A 17,607-nucleotide genomic window follows, 5' to 3' on the forward strand; every position below is an offset into this window, starting at 1 on the left:
CCGTCTCACCGGACGACGTCGTAGACCTGCTTCTGGATGCCGTTGGAGTACGCCTCGTGCTCGACGAGCCGCAGCCGGGTCGCGTCCTTGTCCGCCGTGCTGAAGAGGCGCTTGCCCGCCCCGAGCAGCAGCGGGTAGACGAGCAGGTAGTAGCGGTCGACGAGTCCGGCGTCCGCCAGCGCGGCCCCGAGCTGGGCGCTGCCGTGGACGAGGATCGGGCCGCCGTCGGACTGCTCCTTGAGCTCGGCGACGTCGTCGAGCGAGCGCAGGATGGTCGCCGGCCACCGGGGGTCGTCCCGCTCGAGGGTGGTCGACACGACGTAGCGGGGCAGCGTGTTGTACCGGGCGAACTCCTCCATCGTCGGCCAGACCGGCGCGAACTCCTCGTAGCTGCGGCGGCCGAGCAGCAGGGCGCCGGCCTCCTCCTGCTCGCGACCCTTGATCTCGTAGGCGGCCTCGTCGAACTCCACCTCCTTGAACGTCCATCCGGCGTTGCGGTACCCCGGGCCGCCGCCCGGGGCCTCCATGACGCCGTCGACGGACACGAACGCGGTGACGATCAGCGTGCGCATGGGCTCATCCCCCTCCTCGACTGTGACTGCTGTGTCGAGCCGCGCCGAGGCACCGGTGGCCGGCCGGGCCGACACTGTGCCGCCGATGTACCACCAGCGAGGGTGTGCGTTCAAGTGTTTTACCCGGCCGGCAGCTCGAGCATGGCCAGGAGGGCACGCGTCGCGGGGGAGGGTTTAAGGCGCTCCACGCGAGGTACTCCACGCGGACCGGGCCGTCGTTCACCGGGACCGTCCGGACGCCAGGGTGGCGCACCGCGATCTCCTCGGCGAGCAGCGTGACCGCCAGCCCCTGCGCGACGAGGCTGAGCATGAGCTCGGCGGACGTCACCTCGTAGGCGACCTCGCGCTCCAGCCCGGCGGCGGCGAAGGCGTGGTCGCTCTGCGCCCGCCCCGGTGAGGTCCGTGGGAAGTCCGCGAAGGTCTCGTCGGCCAGGTCGCGCAGCGACACCGTCCCGCGCTCGGCGAGGGGACGGGGCGGCGGGAGGACGTCGATTAGCCGCTCCCGGGCCAGCTCGCGTGCCTCGACCCCGCGCGGGTGCACGCCCTCCCGCAGCCCGAGCACCGCGACGTCGAGCTCACCCGCCGCCACCTGCGCCGCCATCGTGTCGCTCGACCGCACGTGCAGGCTCACCCGCACGGCACCGTGCGGCTCCCGGAAGCGCTGGAGCAGGGCGGGGATGTCGAGGGCGACGACTCCCTCGCGTTGGGCATCGAGCAGGCGCTGCGATCGCACCTACATCATGAGGGCCGGCCGCATCACCGGGGTCCAGCCCGGGCAGGATCGCCATGACCTTCCGGGGTGCGCATGACATGTGAGTCCTCCTGTGCGCGTGCGTCGTCGGCACGCCGTCGTCAACCGGGCCCGTGCTGCCGGCCCGGGAGTTTGCCGAACTCGGATGAGCCGCCTGTGCGCCCGCGCCGACCCCGTGTCGGTTTGTTGTGGCATGCAACCAGCGGGACGCTCGGGTGCAAGCGCCCCTGCCTGGGGCGGCGGCTCAGCGGTCGCTGCGGACGAGGAGGTCGCCGATCTCGCAGTCGAGGGCGTGGCAGATCGCGGTGAGGGTGGAGAAGCGGATGGCGCGGGCGCGGTCGTTCTTCAGCACCGAGAGGTTGACGATGCTCATCCCCACGAGCTCGCTCAGCCGGGTCAGCGTCATACCGCGCTCGGCGAGGAGCTCGTCGAGCCGGCAGTGGACGCCGGTGGGGGAGTCGTCCTCGGCCGTGGCGCGCGCCATCAGACCAGGCCCTCGGTGTCCCGCTGCAGGCGCGCCCCGACCTGGAAGGCGAGGGCGACGACGCCGAGCGCCAGGGCCACGCCCAGCGGCGCGAGGTCGAGGTCGAGCGCGAAGGCCATGAGGCCCTCGTAGCCCTCGGGGCGGGCGGTGTCCGCGCCGGCGGTGACGTCCGGACCGAGGTGGTCGACGACCGCCGCCTTCCCGGCGGCGTCGAGGACCTGGCTCACCGTGCCGCCGACGGCGATGAGGGCGGCGCTGGCGACGAGCGCGGCCGTCATCGACCGCCCGAAGGGGCGGGTGCGGAGCACCCGCAGCGCGAGCCACAGCAGGGTCAGGCTCACGCCCGTGACGGCCAGTGCGACCACCGCCGCCTGCCCGGCGAGGAGCCACCGCGCGGCGTCCGGCAGCTCGGTGAGTGTGAGGGTCACGCTCTCGTACCGGGCGTCGGTCACCTGCGCGAAGGGCGCGGTGAACTCCGGCGTGCGGGCGTTGGCGAGCGCGAAGCCGGAGATGGTCAGCGGGTCGTCGCGCAGCGCGTTGACGACGGACAGTACGCCGCCGGCCGCCGCGCCCAGGGCCACCAGCCCGGCCAGTGCCGCCGTCGCTCCGAGGGCGAAGCGGTCCCCGCGGGACATGGTGGGCCGCTCGTCCACCTGAGGTGTCGCAGCGTCCATGGTGGCACTCCTTAGCGATAGTCGTTAATAACGAATGTCGCTAAACCTAGGCTCCGAGGGCACCCCTGTCAACGGTGTAGCGCACGCCCCGCGGCAGGCGTACGCTCTCGCCCGAGCTCCTGCCTCTGGGGCCCGACGGCGCAGCGCCTCATCTGCGACGAGTCGACCTCGGAGCTCAGGAATGACGTCGAGACTCAGCGCGCGGACGAACCTGCGCGTGCCCGCCCGGGTGCCCAGCCCGGTCCGCCGCCCCGAGCCGCGCCACGCCGTCGTGCGGTGGCTGCTGCGCCACGAGGTGTCCCCCGCTGGCCCGCAGACCACGCACCCGGCCGCGCGCACCCACGCGTGGTGGAAGGTCATGTGCCTCACCGGCCTGGACTACTTCTCCACCCTCGCCTACCTGCCCGGGATCGCGGCGCTCGCCGCGGGCGCGCTGTCCCCGCTCGCCACGCTCGTCATCGTCGCGCTCACCCTCTTCGGGGTGCTGCCGATGTACCGGCAGGTCGCGAAGGAGAGCCCGCACGGGCAGGGCTCGATCGCCATGCTCGAGCACCTGCTGCCCTTCTGGCGCGGCAAGGTCTTCGTCCTCGCGCTCCTCGGCTTCGTCGTCACGTCGTGGATCGTCACGATGACGCTCTCCGCCTCCGACGCGACGGTCCACCTCGTCGAGAGCCCGCTCGTCCCCGAGGCGCTGTCCGACCACGCCGTCGGGGTGACCATCGCGCTCCTGCTCGTCCTCACCGGCGTCTTCCTCCTCGGCTTCACCGAGGCGATCACCGTGGCCATCCCCGTCGTCGGGCTCTTCCTCGTGCTCAACGCCGCCGTCGTCGCCGCCGGTGCGACCGAGCTCCTCGCCCGGCCCGACCCGCTCCACGACTGGTGGCAGGGGCTGCTCGCCACGCCGCCGGCGAGCGGGCTGACCCACGTCGTCCTCGCCTTCCCGCTGCTCATCCTCGGCCTGTCCGGCTTCGAGACGGGCGTGAGCATGATGCCGCTCGTCTCCGCCGGTGAACGGCCCAGCCGGCAGACCCGGATCCGCAACACCCACGCCCTGCTGACGACGGCGGCGCTCGTCATGTCCGGCTACCTCCTGGCCACGAGCGCCGTCACGACCCTTCTCGTCCCGCCCGCCGAGCTCGAGCCGGGCGGCGCCGCCAACGGGCGCGCGCTCGCCTACCTCGCCCACGGGCTGCTGGGGGAGGCCTTCGGCACGGTCTACGACGTCAGCACCGTGCTCATCCTCTGGTTCGCGGGCGCCTCCGCCATGGCGGGCCTCGTCAACATCGTCCCGCGCTACCTCCCGGCCTACGGGATGGCGCCGGAGTGGGGGCGCGCCGTGCGGCCTGTCGTCCTCGTCTACGGGACGCTCGCGATCGCGCTCACCGTCGTCTTCGACGCCGACGTCGATGCGCAGGCGGGGGCCTACGCCACCGGCATCCTCGCGATGATGATCTCGGCCGCCGTCGCGGTCACCATCTCCATGGCCCGAGGGCGACGACGGCGCGCGGCCACCGGCTTCGGCGTGCTCACCGCGCTCCTGGGCTACGCGCTCGTCGACAACGTCGTCACCCACCCCGACGGCATCGCGATCGCCGCCGTCTTCGTCCTCGGCATCGTGCTCACCTCACTCCTGTCGCGAGCGGCGAGGACGATCGAGCTGCGCGTCGGGAGCATCACCTTCGACGACGCCGCCCGCCGCTACCTGGCCGATGCGCTCCGTCACGACGGCACGCTCAACGTCGTGGCGAAGAAGCCCGAGCGCGGCGGGCCGCAGCAGTACGAGCACAAGGAGAGCGAGCAGCACGGCCTCAACAGACTGCCCACCCGCGCCCACGAGCTCTTCCTCGAGGTCGTCGTCGACGACCCCTCCCGCTTCTCCGAGGACCTCCACGTCCACGGGGTCCAGGTGGCCGGCTACCGGGTGCTGCGCGTCCACAGCCCGGCCGCCCCCAACGCCATCGCCGGCATCCTGCTCGCGCTCGCGGCGGCCACCGGGGTGCGCCCGCACTGCTACTTCGCGTGGTCGGAGGGCTCCCCGGTGCACCACCTCCTGCGCTACCTGTTCCTCGGGCAGGGGGACACCCCGGTGCTCGTCCGGGAGATCATCCGGCGCGCCGAGCCCGACCCGGAGCGGCGGCCCACCATCCACGTGGGCGGGTGAGCCGGCGGAGGGAAGGCGCCGCCGTCGTCGTCAGGAGAGCTCGACGACCTCGAACTCCAGGAGGTCGGCGCCGCTGGCCACGGGGCGCCCGCCACCGTGGCCGTGGGAGAACTCCCGGGAGTCGCGCCACGCCTCGAAGTCGGCCTGGCTCGCCCACGTCGTCACGACGAAGTAGCGGTCCTCGCCGGCCACCGGGCGCAGCAGCTGGAAGCCCTCGAAGCCGGGGGCGGAGTCGACGGCGTGCTTGCGCGCGGCGAAACGCGCCTCGAGCTCGGCGCCGGCGCCCTCGGGCACGGAGATGGCGTTGATCTTGACGACGGACATGCGGTCTCCCTCGGGTCGTTCGTACCCCGATCGTAGGCACGTCAGTCGAGCAGCCAGTGGTGGCGCAGGCGCAGGGCGCGCTCGAGCCCGGCGAGGACGGCCGCCACGGACAGCGGCGTGTTGAGCCAGGCCGGCAGCTCGACGGGGGAGGTGAAGGCGTACCACCCGGTGACGCCGGCACCGAGCTCGAGGAGCTGCGGGACCTGGAGGAGCAGCGCCAGGACGAGCACCGTCCAAGAGGCCAGGGCCAGGCGGCGGCTGAGCCCGGGGCGCTCGTGGTCCAGGTCCGCCCGCCACCGCTCGGCCGTACCGGGCGCCGGCACGAGCGGCACCTCGGTGCCGTCGACGTGCACGAGGTGCGCGCGGCGCAGGCCGTAGGTGCTCCACCGCACCTCGATGCGGGCGCCGTCGTCCAGCACGAAGGCGGAGGTGCCGCGCTGCACCCGCTCCTGCACGCCGTCGCGGTAGAGGTGGACCTTCTCGTCCCAGTCGAGGAAGTCGACCTCGACGTCCCACCGCGCACCGGCGTGCTCGGTGCCGAGCACGCCGCGCCACAGCCACTGCAGCCCGCGCACCGGCCGCAGCGCGCTGCCGTCCCCTGCCCTCTCCCTAGCCACGGCACCACGGTCCCGCGCGGCCCGCGGCACGGCGTCAGCCTTTCGGCCGACCTGGGTCAGCCGGCGGGCTCCTGGGCGACGGCGCCCGAGGACTCGCGGACGATGAGCCGGGGCCGGTTCGGCACCGGGTCCCCCTCGCGCCCGTCGAGGGCGGCGAAGAGCGTGTCGATGGCGTGCCGGCCGAGCGCCTCGAAGGGCTGGCGCACCGTCGTCAGCGGCGGCTCGTAGAACTCACAGCCCGCGACGTCGTCGTAGCCGACGACGGCGATGTCATCCGGGATCCGCAGCCCCGCCCGGTGGAAGGCGCGCATCGCGCCGAGCGCCATGTAGTCGTTCGCCGCGAAGACGGCGGTGGGCAGCTCCCGCTGGGCGAGCAGGCGGTGCGCACCGGCGTAGCCGTCGGTGCCCTCCCAGCCGCCGCTCACCGGCTCGGGCACGGGCAGCCCCGCCTCCTCGAGCGCCGCCCGCCAGCCGACGACCCGGGCGCGCGCGTCAAACCAGTCCGCGGGCCCGGCGAGGTGGGCGATGCGCTCGTGGCCCAGGGAGACGAGGTGCGCCGTCGCGTCCCGCGCGCCCTGCTCGTTGTCGATGGCGACGACGTGCAGCGGTCCCGGGTCGGCCAGGTCGGTGGCGATGGCGACGACGGGCAGCGTCCCCGCCAGCCGCTGCGCCTCCACCGCCGTCTGCGTCGTGGGGGCGACGACGATGACGCCGTCCACGCCGAGGGTGAGGAAGAAGTCGAGGACCTCGGTGGGGCTGGTGCGGGCCGTCTCGGTCGCGGCGCTGATCGTCGCGTAGCCGTAGGTGAGGGCCGCCTCCTGGATCGCCAGCGTCATGTGGCTGGGCCCGAAGAGCGTGACCGCGGGCGTGACGACCCCGATGAGGTGGGAGCGGCGGGTGGCCAGCGCGCGCGCGGACATGTTGCGGCGGTAGCCCAGGGCCTCGATCGCCCGCTCCACCCGCTCCCGGGTGGCGGGCCGCACCAGGTCGGGGGAGTTGAGCACCCGCGAGACCGTCTGGTGGGAGACGCCGGCGTGCGCGGCGACGTCCGCCATCACCGGCGAACGCCGGGCCTTCGGCACCTCGTTGTCCACTGGGTTCTCCAATCGGCTCGTCGGGGCACATTGTGCCGCCTCCGGGCCCGTGCATGTGAGCGGTCTCAGGCTCCTTCGAGGGAGGAGCCGCGCACGACGAGCCGGCACGGCTGGGTGTGTACGCCCGACTCCCGCTTGCCGTCGATCGCGTCGAAGATCGCCTGCGCGGCGCGGCGCCCGAGCTCCTCGAAGCACATGTCGACGCTCGTCAGCTGCGGCCGGGCCCCCGTCGCGAGGATCTCCCAGTTGTCGAAGCTGACGACGGCGACGTCGCGGGGCACCTCGCGGCCGAGGTCGCGCAGCGTGTCGAGGACCCCGCGCGCGATCTGGTCGCTGCCGCAGATGATCGCGTCGACCTCCGAGCGCTCGAGGACCGTGCGGGCCGCCGCCCTGCCCCAGGACTCGGACCAGGTGCCGTGGACGGCGCGGCCGTCGACGAGCGCGAGGCCGGCGGCCGCCATGGCCTCGTCGACGCCCTGGACGCGGTCGCGGGCCGCCGCGTAGGCCGGGTCACCGGCGATGTGGGCGATGCGGGTGCGCCCCAGGCCGAGCAGGTGCTCGGCGGCCTGGCGCCCGGCGCCGACGTTGTCCGGGACGAGGGACAGGTCCGCCGGGTCCTCGGAGGGGGCGTAGACGTAGACGACGGGCACCGGGAGGTCCGGCAGCGGCGGGCGCGGGTCGGTGCGGCTGCCGACGACGATGAGCCCGTCGACCCGGCGCCCGAGCAGCGCCTGGAGGTGGTAGGACTCGCGGATCGGGTCCTCGCGCGCGTCGCAGAGGAAGATCGAGGTCTTCCCCGCGCCGAAGGCGTCCTCGGCCCCCATGAGGATGGGGATGGAGAAGCGGCCCTCGAGGTCGTTGGTCAGCAGCCCGACCGTGCCGCTGTGCCCGCTGAGCAGGTTCTGCGCCAGCGCGTTGGGCGTGAAGGCGAGGCGCTCGGCCGTCTCGACCACCCGCCGTCGGGTCTCGGGGTGGACGTTCGCGCGTCCGTTCAGTGCCTTGGACGCGGTCGCGACCGAGACCCCCGCGAGCTGGGCGACGTCCCGGAGGGTCACCTTGCGGCCGCGGGGAAGTACGTCGTCGTTCACGGCGGCTCCTCACGTGGGATGAAACGACGGTCATCGTAGCGTTGTTTTGTGGCCCGCGACTCGTGCTACGGTGCTCCCGAAAACCATTTCGGTACGTTTCCGTACCGACCCCACATGGGATCCGGGCACAGCCCGGAGGAGGAGAGGGTGCAATGACGACCCAGTTGACGAGGCGCGCGATGGTGGGGGCCACCGCAGTCCTGGCACTGACCCTGGCCGCGTGCGGCGGTGGCAGTGACGACGCAGCCGACGACGGCGCGAGCGGTGGCGGCTCGAACGAGCTCACCGTGTGGCACTACTTCAGCGAGGACAACCAGGTCGCGCTGATGGACGCCTACGCGGAGAAGTTCGAGGAGGAGCACGAGGGCGTCACCGTCAACAACGTGTTCCAGCCCTACGACCAGATGAACTCCAAGGTCGTCTCGGCCGCCGGAGCGGGCGAGGGCCCCGACGTCATCGTCTTCAACGGCGCCGAGTGGAGCACGCTGGCGATGGCCGGTGCGCTCGCCCCGCTCGACGACTACCTGGCGGACTTCGAGGACGCCGACCAGCTCCCCGACGCCGTCATCCACGGCATGGACGGGTCCACCTACGCCGTCCAGGGCTACGTCAACCTCCTCGGCCTCTGGTACAACGCCGACATCCTCGCGGAGATCGGCGTCGAGCCGCCCACGACCATGGAGGAGCTCGAGTCCGCCATGGCCGCCGCCGTCGACGCCGGCTACCGCGGCATCACGCTCTCCGCGCTGCCGCAGTCGCAGGGCGAGTGGCAGGCCTACCCGTGGCTCAGCGACGCGGGCTTCGACTACGAGAACCTCGACGAGGCCGCCCTCGCCGAGGGGCTGGGCCGGGTCCGCGGCTGGATCGAGGAGGGCTACCTCTCGCAGGAGGCCGTCACCTGGGACCAGACCGTGCCCTTCCAGCAGTTCACCGCCGGTGGCGTCGCCTTCGCCGAGAACGGCAACTGGCAGATGGGCGCCGCCGAGGCGGACGCCGACTTCGAGTACGGCGTCGTCCCGCTCCCGCTCGGCGACAGCGGCCAGGTCTACCTCGGTGGTGAGGGCCAGGCCATCGGCGCCAACTCCGACAACCCCGACCTCGCCTGGGAGTACCTGCAGTCGACCTACCTCGACTACGACGGCCAGCTCATCGCCCAGCAGAACGTCGGGTCGATCCCGTCCCGCGCCGACGCCTCCGCCGAGGAGAGCGTGACGAGCGACGAGCTGCTCCAGCCCTTCGCCGAGACGCTCAACGAGCGCGGCACCAACTACCCGGCCTCGGTCATCCCGCCGGAGGTCGTCGCCGACGTCCAGACCGCGGTGGGCCAGGCGTGGAGCGCCGCGCTCGCCGGGCAGAGCACCCCCGAGGACGCCGCCGCCCAGGTCATCGGGCAGCTCCAGGGCCTCATCGGCTGACGGAGGGGGAGGCGCTGATGTCGACAACTACTCGTGAGAGGCATGGCTGACATGACGATCACCCCGGTACCGGCGCCTCCCCGCCGTCGCGGGCGCACGTCCCCGCGACCGGCGCGGACGAGGAACACGCGGTACGTCTTCCTCGTCCCCGCGGCGATCTTCTTCGCCCTGTTCTCGATCTACCCGCTGTACACGCTCGTGTCGATGAGCCTGAGCGACGTCACCTCGGCGACGCTCAACACCGACTGGGTCTTCAGCGGCCTGGACAACTTCCGCGCCGGCTTCGAGTCCGGCGAGACGACCGGCGCGCTGCTGCGCACCCTCGTCTTCGTCCTGTTCGTCACGGTCGTCGGCATGGTCGGCGGCCTGGCCGCCGCGATCGCGCTGCGGACCACCGGCTGGTGGTCCGCGGCGGTCCTCGCGGTCATGGTCTTCGTCTGGGCGCTGCCGCCGGTGGTCAACGGCAGCGTGTGGAAGTTCCTCCTCGCCGACGCCGGGCTGCTCAACATGCTCGCCCGCTGGCTGGGGCTGACCGACACGGCACTGCCCTTCCTCTACGACCCGCAGTGGGCGCTGTGGGCGGTCGCCTTCGTCAACTCGTGGGCGGTCATCCCCTTCAACGCCCTCGTCTTCCGCGCGGCGCTGCTCAACATCTCCCCGGAGGTCTTCGAGGCCGCCGCGCTCGACGGCGCGAACAAGTGGCAGGAGATCCGCCACATCATGATCCCCGCCGCCCGCCCGACGGCGATGGTCCTGCTCGTCCTCACGATCGTCTTCGGCTTCCGCAGCTTCGACTACATCTACGTCATGACCTACGGCGGGCCGGGCTCCGCGACGACGACCCTGCCCTTCCTCGGGTACCTCCAGGCCTTCGGGCGCTACGACTTCGGCCTGGGATCGGCGACGTCGGTCATCACCGTGCTCCTCGTCGTCGTCCTGGCCCTCGTCTACGTCCGCAGCATCCGCAGGGAGGAGAGCGAGTAGTGCGCACCAAGGCCGGGCCGGTCACCACCGGCATCAAGATCATCCTCGCGCTGCTGTACGGCGTCCCGTTGCTGTGGATCGTCCTCACGTCCTTCAAGTCCAGCGGGGACGTCTTCAACAGTGACGCCGCCCTCGTGTTCCGCCCCGTGACGGAGGCCTACGTCAACGTCCTCGGGCCGGACCTGTTCGTCGCGTTGCGGCAGTCGGTCGTCATCGCGGTCGGGACGACGGCGCTCGTCCTGCTCATCGGGATCCCCGCCGCCTACGCCCTGGCGCGCACGAGCGGCCTGCTCACCTCGGTGGGGCTGGCGCTGCTCATCGTCCTGCAGATGCTGCCGCAGACGGCCAACGTCATCCCGCTGTTCCAGGTCTTCAGCCAGTGGGGGCTGCTCGACAGCACGCTCGGCGTCATCATCGCCGACACGGCGCTGCTCACGCCCTTCGCTGTCATGCTCATGCGCCCCTTCTTCCGGGCCGTGCCCGTCTCGCTCGAGGAGGCCGCCTCGCTCGACGGCGCGAACCTGCTGCGCACCTTCGGGCGGATCGTCCTGCCCGTGGCGCGCAACGGTGTCGCGACGACCGGGACGCTCGTCTTCATGCTCGCGTGGGGCGAGTTCCTCTACGCGGTCAACCTCTTCCTCTCGCCGGGGACCTACCCGCTGAGCGCGCTCGTCGCGCAGCAGGTCGGCGCCTTCGGCATCGACTGGCCCGGCCTCATGGTGCTGGCCGTCCTCACGTCCCTCCCGATCCTCATCGTCTACGCGCTCAGCTACCGGCTGCTCCGCGACGGCCTCACCGTCGGCGCCGTCAAGTAGTCCCGCCACGCCTTCAAGGAGTTGGAAACCGTCATGCCCACAGGCACACCTGCGCTGCCCGTCTCGCCCTCGACGGGCGTCCTGCGGCCGCTCGACCTCCACGAGGTCCGCGTCACCGGAGGGTTCTGGAAGGACTTCCAGCAGCTCAACGCCACGGTGATGATCCGTCACGCCGAGGACTGGATGGAGCGGGTCGGCTGGATCGGCAACTTCGACGCGGCCGTCGAGGGCCGGCTGCCCGCCGACCGGCAGGGCCGGGAGTTCGCCGACTCCGACGTCTACAAGCTCATGGAGGCGATGGCCTGGGAGATCGGGCGCACCGGTGACCCCGAGCTGGAGGCCCGCTTCCAGGCGCTCGTCGACCGCATCGAGCCGGTTCAGGAGGAGGACGGCTACCTCAACACCCACTTCGGGCGCCCCGGCCAGCAGCCGCGCTACAGCGACATGGAGTGGGGCCACGAGCTCTACTGCTTCGGCCACCTCATCCAGGCAGGCGTCGCCCGCGGCCGCACCCACGGGCGCGACCGCTTCGTCGACATCGCCATCCGGGCCGCCGACCACGTGTGCGAGACCTTCGGCCCCGACGGTCTCGACACGATCTGCGGGCACCCGGAGATCGAGCCGGCGCTCGCCGAGCTCGCTCGTTACACGGGGGAGCGCAAGTACCTCGACCAGGCACGGCTCTTCGTCGAGCGCCGCGGCCACGGCCGGCTCGGCGAGATCTGGTTCGGCCCGGAGTACTTCCAGGAGGACGTCCCGGTGCGCGACGCGGAGGTGCTGCGCGGCCACGCCGTGCGGGCCCTCTACCTCGCGGCCGGCGCGATCGACGTCGCCGTCGAGACCGGCGACGACGAGCTCCTCGGGGCGGTGGCCCGGCAGGTGAGCCGCACGGTCGCCCGCCGGACCTACCTCACCGGCGGCATGGGCGCCCACCACGAGGGCGAGGCCTTCGGTGACGACTTCGAGCTGCCCTCCGACCGCGCCTACTCCGAGACCTGCGCCGGCGTCGGTGCCGCCATGGTGGGGGAGCGGCTGCTCCTCGCCACCGGCGACCCCGTCCACGCCGACCTCGTCGAGCGGGTGCTGCTCAACGTCGTCGCCACGTCCCCCTCCGAGGACGGGCGCGGCTTCTTCTACACCAACACCCTCCACCAGCGGGAGCCGGGCACGACGGCCGCCACCGACGAGGTGGCCCCGCGTGCGGCGTCGAGCCTGCGCGCCCCGTGGTTCGCCGTCTCCTGCTGCCCCACGAACGTGGCGCGCACCGTCGCCTCCTTCGGCACCTACGTCGCGACGGCCGACGACAACGGCGTCCAGCTCCAGCAGCTGGCCGCCTGCGAGGTGCGCACGACGCTGCCCGACGGCTGCCCCGTGGCCCTGGACGTCGAGACCGACTACCCGCACGACGGGCGGCTGCGCGTCGTCGTCCGCGAGGACGCCACCCGGCCCTGGACGCTGCGGGTGCGCGTGCCGGGCTGGGCGACCGTCGGTGCGGTCCTGCGCGTGGACGGGCAGGAGACGACCGTCATGCCCGGCTACGCCGAGGTGCGCCGCGCCTTCCGCGCGGGCGACGTCGTCGAGCTCGACCTGCCGGTGCGCGCCCGCTGGACCTGGGCCGACCCGCGCGTGGACGCCGTGCGCGGGCAGGTGGCCGTCGAGCGCGGCCCGCTCGTCATGGCGCTGGAGTCCACGGACCTCGGGGAGGACGTCAACCTCGCCGCCGTCGAGGTCGGGGCCGCTCCGGTCGAGCGGGACGGGCAGGTGCTCGTGCGGGTCCGCACCGCGGCGCCCGACGAGCGGAGCTGGCCCTTCGCGGCCGAGCCGCCGCACCCGGAGGCGGTCGAGGACGCGGGCCTCGTGCCGCTCGTGCCCTACCACCGCTGGGGCAACCGCGGTCCCTCGACCATGCGGGTGTGGATCCCGCAGGCCTGAGCCGCGCGGACGGCGGGACGAGACGGTCCCGCCGTCCTGCTCGGTTTCCGGCGATGTGAGCGGTAACATCGGAGCCGAACGGTCGACGACGACGCTTTGGGAGGACACCAGTGACTGCACGGACCGACACGGAGGTGGCGCGATGAGGGCGCTGCGAGATCTCACCGCCGAGCAGCAGGAGGCGGTGGCCAACACGCGCGGCGTCGTCGCCGCGCTGCACGCCGAGCTCCCGCGCAACGGGCTCGTCGTGTGGACGGCCGGGAACGTCTCCCAGCGGGTGCCCGGCACGGACCTGTTCGTCATCAAGCCCTCGGGCGTCTCCTACGACGAGCTGGCCCCCGACGTCATGGTCGTGTGCGAGCTCGACGGCACGAAGATCGACGACGGCACCGCGGCCCACCTGCAGCCCTCGTCCGACACCGCCGCGCACGCCTACGTCTACCGGCACATGCCGGAGGTGGGCGGCGTCGTCCACACCCACTCGCCCTACGCGACCGCCTGGGCCGCCGTCGGCGAGCCGGTGCCGTGCACGCTGACGATGATGGCCGACGAGTTCGGCGGGCCCGTCCCCATCGGCCCCTTCGCCCTCATCGGCGACGACTCCATCGGCCGCGGCATCGTCGAGACGCTGCGCGACTCGCGCTCCCCGGCGGTGCTCATGCAGAACCACGGGCCCTTCACGATCGGCAAGGACGCCCGCGCCGCCGTCAAGGCCGCCGTCATGGTCGAGGAGGTCGCACGGACGACCTTCCTCGCCCGCCAGCTCGGCACCCCGATCCCGATGGACCAGGCCGACATCGACCGCCTGTACGACCGCTACCAGAACGTCTACGGCCAGCCCGCCGACGACGACGAGCAGGAGAGCTGAACATGGACAACCCCTTCGAGGGCAAGGAGATCTGGTTCCTCACCGGGAGCCAGGACCTCTACGGCGAGGACACCCTCGCCCAGGTCGCCGAGCAGTCGGCGCAGATCGTCACGACCCTCAACGAGGCCGCGCAGATCCCGGTGCGGATCGTGCTCAAGGGCACGATGAAGGACCGCGACGCGATCCGCGACACCGCCCAGGCCGCCAACGCCGACCCGAGCTGCCTCGGCGTCATCGTGTGGATGCACACCTTCTCCCCGGCGAAGATGTGGATCCTCGGGCTCGACGCGCTGACCAAGCCGCTGCTCCACCTCCACACCCAGGCCAACCTCGCGCTGCCGTGGTCCACGATCGACATGGACTTCATGAACCTCAACCAGGCGGCGCATGGCGACCGGGAGTTCGCCTACCTCGCCACCCGGATGGGCGTGGCGCGCAAGACCGTCGTCGGGCACGCCAGCCACGAGCCGGTGCGCGACCAGATCGCCACCTGGACCCGCGCCGCCGCCGGCTGGGACGCGCTGCAGCACATGCGCGTGGCCCGCTTCGGCGACAACATGCGCGACGTCGCCGTCACCGAGGGTGACAAGACCGAGGCCGAGATCGCCCTGGGCGTCTCGATCAACACGTGGGGCGTCAACGACCTCGTCGAGAAGGTCGAGGCCGTCGAGGAGTCCGCGATCGACGCGCTCGTCGCCGAGTACGACGAGCTGTACGACGTCGTCCCCGAGCTCGGCCCCGACGGTGACCGTCGCGAGTCGCTGCGCTACGGCGCCCGCCAGGAGCTCGCGCTGCGCGCCTTCCTCGAGGAGGGCGGCTTCACCGCCTTCACGACGAACTTCCAGGACCTCGGCGGGCTGCGCCAGCTGCCCGGCCTGGCCGTCCAGCGGCTCATGGCCGACGGCTACGGCTTCGGTGCCGAGGGCGACTGGAAGACCGCGATCCTCGTGCGCGCGGCCAAGGTCATGGGCTACGGCCTGCCCGGCGGAGCCTCGCTCATGGAGGACTACACCTACGAGATGACCCCGGGCCGGGAGAAGATCCTCGGCGCGCACATGCTCGAGGTGTGCCCCAGCCTCACGGAGACCAAGCCCTCGCTGGAGATCCACCCGCTGGGCATCGGCGACCGCGAGGACCCCGTCCGCCTCAAGTTCACGGCCGACCCGGGCACCGCCGTCGTCGTCTCCCTCGCCGACCTGCGCGAGCGCTTCCGGCTCACCGCGAACGTCGTCGACGTCGTCGAGCCGGACGAGGCGCTGCCGAACCTGCCCGTGGCCTGCGCCGTGTGGGAGCCGCGCCCGGACTTCGCGACGTCCGCGGAGTGCTGGCTGACCGCCGGGGGAGCGCACCACACCGTCATGTCGACGGCGCTGGGTATCGAGGCCTTCGAGGACCTCGCCACGATCGCGGGCATCGAGCTGGCGATCATCGACGAGAACACCTCGGCTCGGGCCTTCCGCGACGAGCTGCGCCTCAACCTCGCCTACTACCGCCTGGCCCAGGGCCTGTAGGCACGCACGCAGAAGGGGCCGGCCCGAGTGGGCCGGCCCCTTTCGCGTGCTCACCCTTGGCGCGGCGCGTGCGGCCCCGAGGAGGCGCGGACCACGAGCTGGGGTCTGCTCGACACCGGAGCCGGAGTGGCGCCCTCGAGGACGGCCAGCAGCGTCTCGATGGCCTGGACGCCCACCTCGTCGAAGGGCTGGCGCACCGTCGTGAGGGGCGGACCGTAGAAGGCTGAGCCCGGGACGTCGTCGTAGCCCACCACGGCGACGTCCTCGGGCACCCGCAGGCCGGCGTCGGCGAAGGCGCGCAGCAGGCCGAGGGCGAGGTGGTCGTTGGCGGCGAAGACCGCCGTCGGGACCTGCCGCTGCGCCAGGAGCCGCCGCCCCGCGGCGTAGCCGTCGCTCGCGTCCCAGCCTCCCGGGAGCACCTTGGGGACCGGGAGCCCGGCCGTGAGGAGCTGCGCGCGCCAGCCCTCGACGCGGGCGTGCGCGTCGAACCAGTCGGCCGGCCCCGCGACGTGCGCGATGTGCCGGTGCCCGAGGCCGACGAGGTGCGCGGTGGCGTCCTGCGCCCCGCGGTGGTGGTCGATGCTCACCAAGTGCAGCGGCCCGTCGGTGGACCGGTCCGCCGAGATGACGACGACGGGCAGGGAGGCCGCGAGCCCGCGCGCCGCCTCGGCGGTCCGGACGGTCGGCGCGACGACGACGATCCCGTCGACCCGGAGGTCGAGGAAGAACTCGAGGACCTCGCGGGGGTTCGTCGTCGTGTCCTCGATGGCCGCGCTGACGCTGGCGTACCCGGCCGCGCGGGCGGCGCGCTGGATGGACGTCGTCGCGCTGCTCGGGCCGAAGAGGGTCACGCCCGGTGTGACGACGCCGATGAGCTGGCTCCGGTTCGTCACCAGCGCCCGCGCCGACAGGTTGCGCCGGTAGCCCAGCTCGGCGATCGAGCGGAGCACCCGGTCCCGCGTCTCCGGGCGCACCAGCCCGGGGGAGTTGAGCACCCGGGAGACGGTCTGGTGCGACACCCCGGCCCGCGCGGCGACGTCGGCCATGACGGGCGGGCGGCGTGGCGTCGGGTCCATGGTTCCCCCTGTGGGCGGTGTCGGCGTCGACTGACCAGAAGGGCCTCCCGGAGACCGGTCGACGTCGACCACAAGCTCCGCGAAACCTCTTGACCGGTGAAATGTTAGCGCCCACAATGAGAGCGCTAACACACTGACACGCACGCTGAGTGCGGCAGGCATCGCCGTAGATGCATCTCGAGGAGGAGACATGTTCAGTAGCAGAGGCGCACGCCTGCGGGCGACCGTGGCTGTGGCGGCAGCCGCGATGCTGGCCCTGGCCGGCTGTGGCGGAGGGGGCGGTGACGAGAGCGCCGAGGGAGGCGGGGACGGCCTCGTCCGGGTCGGCTTCTCCCAGCTCGGCGCCGAGAGCGGGTGGCGCACGGCCAACACGGAGTCGGTCCAGGCCAGCCTGAGTGAGGAGAACGGGATCGACCTCACCTTCGTCGACGCCCAGCAGAAGCAGGAGAACCAGATCCGGGCCCTGCGTGACTTCGTCTCGCAGGGGATGGATGTCATCGCGTTCTCGCCGGTCATCGAGACGGGCTGGGACCAGGTGCTCCAGGAGATCAAGGACGCCGGGATCCCCGTCGTCCTCGTTGACCGCACCGTCGAGACCACCGTCGAGGACCCCTTCGTCACGTGGATCGGCTCGGACTTCCGCGCGGAGGGCGTGACAGCGGGGGAGTGGGTGGCCGAGAACCACCCCGACGCCCAGATCTTCGAGCTCCAGGGCACGATGGGCTCCGGCGCGCAGGTCGACCGTCAAGAGGGTTTCCGCGAGATCGTCGGTGACCAGGTCATCGGCGAGGCCAGCGGCAACTTCACCCGCGCCGAGGGCCGCACGGCCGTGGAGGCGGCGCTCCAGGCCTACCCCGACATGGACCTCATCTTCGCCCACAACGACGACATGGGGCTCGGCGCGATCGAGGCCATCGAGGCGGCCGGGATGGTCCCCGGTGAGGACATCACCATCGTCACCGTCGACGCCGTCAAGGACGGGCTGCAGGCCCTCGTCGACGGAAAGTTCAACTTCGTCGTCGAGTGCAACCCGGTCTTCGGTGACCAGCTCGCCGAGCTCATCACCCAGGTGCACGCCGGCGAGGAGGTCCCCGAGCAGACCTTCGTCGAGGAGAGCGCCTTCGACCAGACGATCACCCAGGAGTTCGTGGACGAGCGTCCGTACTGACCCGGGGCCGGCGCCGGGACAGCCCGGCGCCGGCCGTCGGCCCGCCCCGGCGGGAGCCAGTCACCACCTACAG

17 protein-coding genes are annotated in these 17,607 nt (G+C 72.3%); 8 read left to right on the top strand and 9 right to left on the bottom strand.

The genetic code is table 11. The features are described 5' to 3' along the window. Positions 1–5: 5 nt before the first annotated feature. The 4 genes from AA0005_RS05415 to AA0005_RS05430 all read right to left on the bottom strand — a co-directional run bounded on the left by AA0005_RS05415 (position 6) and on the right by AA0005_RS05430 (position 2,481). Positions 6–572, bottom strand: a complete 567-nt coding sequence (locus tag AA0005_RS05415; RefSeq protein ID WP_413452386.1) for a dihydrofolate reductase family protein — start codon at positions 570–572, stop codon at positions 6–8. 4 nt (positions 573–576) lie between these two features. Further along, positions 577–1,305 (bottom strand): LysR substrate-binding domain-containing protein, encoded by a 729-nt coding sequence (locus tag AA0005_RS05420; protein WP_413452387.1) that lies wholly within the window; start codon positions 1,303–1,305, stop codon positions 577–579. Between the two features lie 262 nt (positions 1,306–1,567). Continuing rightward, positions 1,568–1,807: a helix-turn-helix domain-containing protein gene (locus AA0005_RS05425; RefSeq protein ID WP_413452388.1), complete on the bottom strand. Its 240-nt coding sequence runs from the start codon at positions 1,805–1,807 to the stop codon at positions 1,568–1,570. Continuing rightward, positions 1,807–2,481 carry a hypothetical protein gene (locus tag AA0005_RS05430; protein WP_413452389.1) on the bottom strand — a complete coding sequence of 225 codons (675 nt, stop codon included), beginning with the start codon at positions 2,479–2,481 and terminating at the stop codon, positions 1,807–1,809. The genes AA0005_RS05425 and AA0005_RS05430 overlap by 1 nt, the downstream gene beginning before the upstream one ends. A 181-nt stretch (positions 2,482–2,662) precedes the next feature. On the opposite strand from AA0005_RS05430, the gene AA0005_RS05435 reads away from it, so the two are divergent. Beyond that, entirely contained in the window at positions 2,663–4,642 is a 1,980-nt protein-coding gene (locus AA0005_RS05435; RefSeq protein WP_413452390.1) for an amino acid transporter, read from the top strand. A gap of 30 nt (positions 4,643–4,672) precedes the next feature. On the opposite strand, the gene AA0005_RS05440 is transcribed toward AA0005_RS05435, so the two are convergent. From AA0005_RS05440 to AA0005_RS05455, 4 genes are all read right to left on the bottom strand, one after another. Further along, positions 4,673–4,966 carry an antibiotic biosynthesis monooxygenase family protein gene (locus AA0005_RS05440; RefSeq protein ID WP_413452391.1) on the bottom strand — a complete coding sequence of 98 codons (294 nt, stop codon included), beginning with the start codon at positions 4,964–4,966 and terminating at the stop codon, positions 4,673–4,675. Between the two features lie 41 nt (positions 4,967–5,007). Beyond that, a complete protein-coding gene (locus tag AA0005_RS05445) occupies positions 5,008–5,583 on the bottom strand; it encodes a hypothetical protein (protein WP_413452392.1) in 576 nt (191 codons plus the stop codon). Positions 5,584–5,639: 56 nt separating this feature from the next. After that, on the bottom strand, positions 5,640–6,677 hold the full coding sequence (locus tag AA0005_RS05450; protein WP_413452393.1) for a LacI family DNA-binding transcriptional regulator: 1,038 nt from the start codon (positions 6,675–6,677) through the stop codon (positions 5,640–5,642). Positions 6,678–6,742: 65 nt separating this feature from the next. Further along, positions 6,743–7,765 carry a LacI family DNA-binding transcriptional regulator gene (locus AA0005_RS05455; RefSeq protein ID WP_413452394.1) on the bottom strand — a complete coding sequence of 341 codons (1,023 nt, stop codon included), beginning with the start codon at positions 7,763–7,765 and terminating at the stop codon, positions 6,743–6,745. A gap of 152 nt (positions 7,766–7,917) precedes the next feature. Between AA0005_RS05455 and AA0005_RS05460 the strand changes: the two genes are divergently transcribed. The 6 genes from AA0005_RS05460 (at position 7,918) to araA (ending at position 15,290) form a co-directional block, all read left to right on the top strand. Further along, on the top strand, positions 7,918–9,180 hold the full coding sequence (locus AA0005_RS05460) for an extracellular solute-binding protein (RefSeq protein WP_413452395.1): 1,263 nt from the start codon (positions 7,918–7,920) through the stop codon (positions 9,178–9,180). Between the two features lie 51 nt (positions 9,181–9,231). Further along, positions 9,232–10,164, top strand: coding sequence for a carbohydrate ABC transporter permease (locus AA0005_RS05465; protein WP_413452396.1), 933 nt, complete (start codon positions 9,232–9,234; stop codon positions 10,162–10,164). Further along, positions 10,164–10,979 (top strand): carbohydrate ABC transporter permease, encoded by an 816-nt coding sequence (locus tag AA0005_RS05470; protein WP_413452397.1) that lies wholly within the window; start codon positions 10,164–10,166, stop codon positions 10,977–10,979. The genes AA0005_RS05465 and AA0005_RS05470 overlap by 1 nt, the downstream gene beginning before the upstream one ends. Before the next feature lie 33 nt (positions 10,980–11,012). Next, the gene (locus tag AA0005_RS05475; protein WP_413452398.1) at positions 11,013–12,911 is read left to right on the top strand and encodes a glycoside hydrolase family 127 protein; all 1,899 of its coding nucleotides are present in this window, start codon (positions 11,013–11,015) and stop codon (positions 12,909–12,911) included. A 142-nt stretch (positions 12,912–13,053) separates the two neighbouring features. Then, positions 13,054–13,779: an L-ribulose-5-phosphate 4-epimerase gene (locus tag AA0005_RS05480; protein ID WP_413452399.1), complete on the top strand. Its 726-nt coding sequence runs from the start codon at positions 13,054–13,056 to the stop codon at positions 13,777–13,779. A gap of 2 nt (positions 13,780–13,781) precedes the next feature. After that, on the top strand, positions 13,782–15,290 hold the full coding sequence (gene araA, locus AA0005_RS05485) for an L-arabinose isomerase (RefSeq protein ID WP_413452400.1): 1,509 nt from the start codon (positions 13,782–13,784) through the stop codon (positions 15,288–15,290). Between the two features lie 50 nt (positions 15,291–15,340). On the opposite strand, the gene AA0005_RS05490 is transcribed toward araA, so the two are convergent. Continuing rightward, positions 15,341–16,366, bottom strand: coding sequence for a LacI family DNA-binding transcriptional regulator (locus AA0005_RS05490; protein ID WP_413452401.1), 1,026 nt, complete (start codon positions 16,364–16,366; stop codon positions 15,341–15,343). Between the two features lie 190 nt (positions 16,367–16,556). Here AA0005_RS05490 and AA0005_RS05495 point away from each other — a divergent pair, with 190 nt between their 5' ends. After that, positions 16,557–17,534, top strand: coding sequence for an ABC transporter substrate-binding protein (locus tag AA0005_RS05495; protein ID WP_413452402.1), 978 nt, complete (start codon positions 16,557–16,559; stop codon positions 17,532–17,534). Positions 17,535–17,607 lie beyond the last annotated feature (73 nt).

The sequence above is a fragment of the Georgenia phoenicis genome (assembly GCF_047302425.1).
Lineage (GTDB): Bacteria > Actinomycetota > Actinomycetes > Actinomycetales > Actinomycetaceae > Oceanitalea.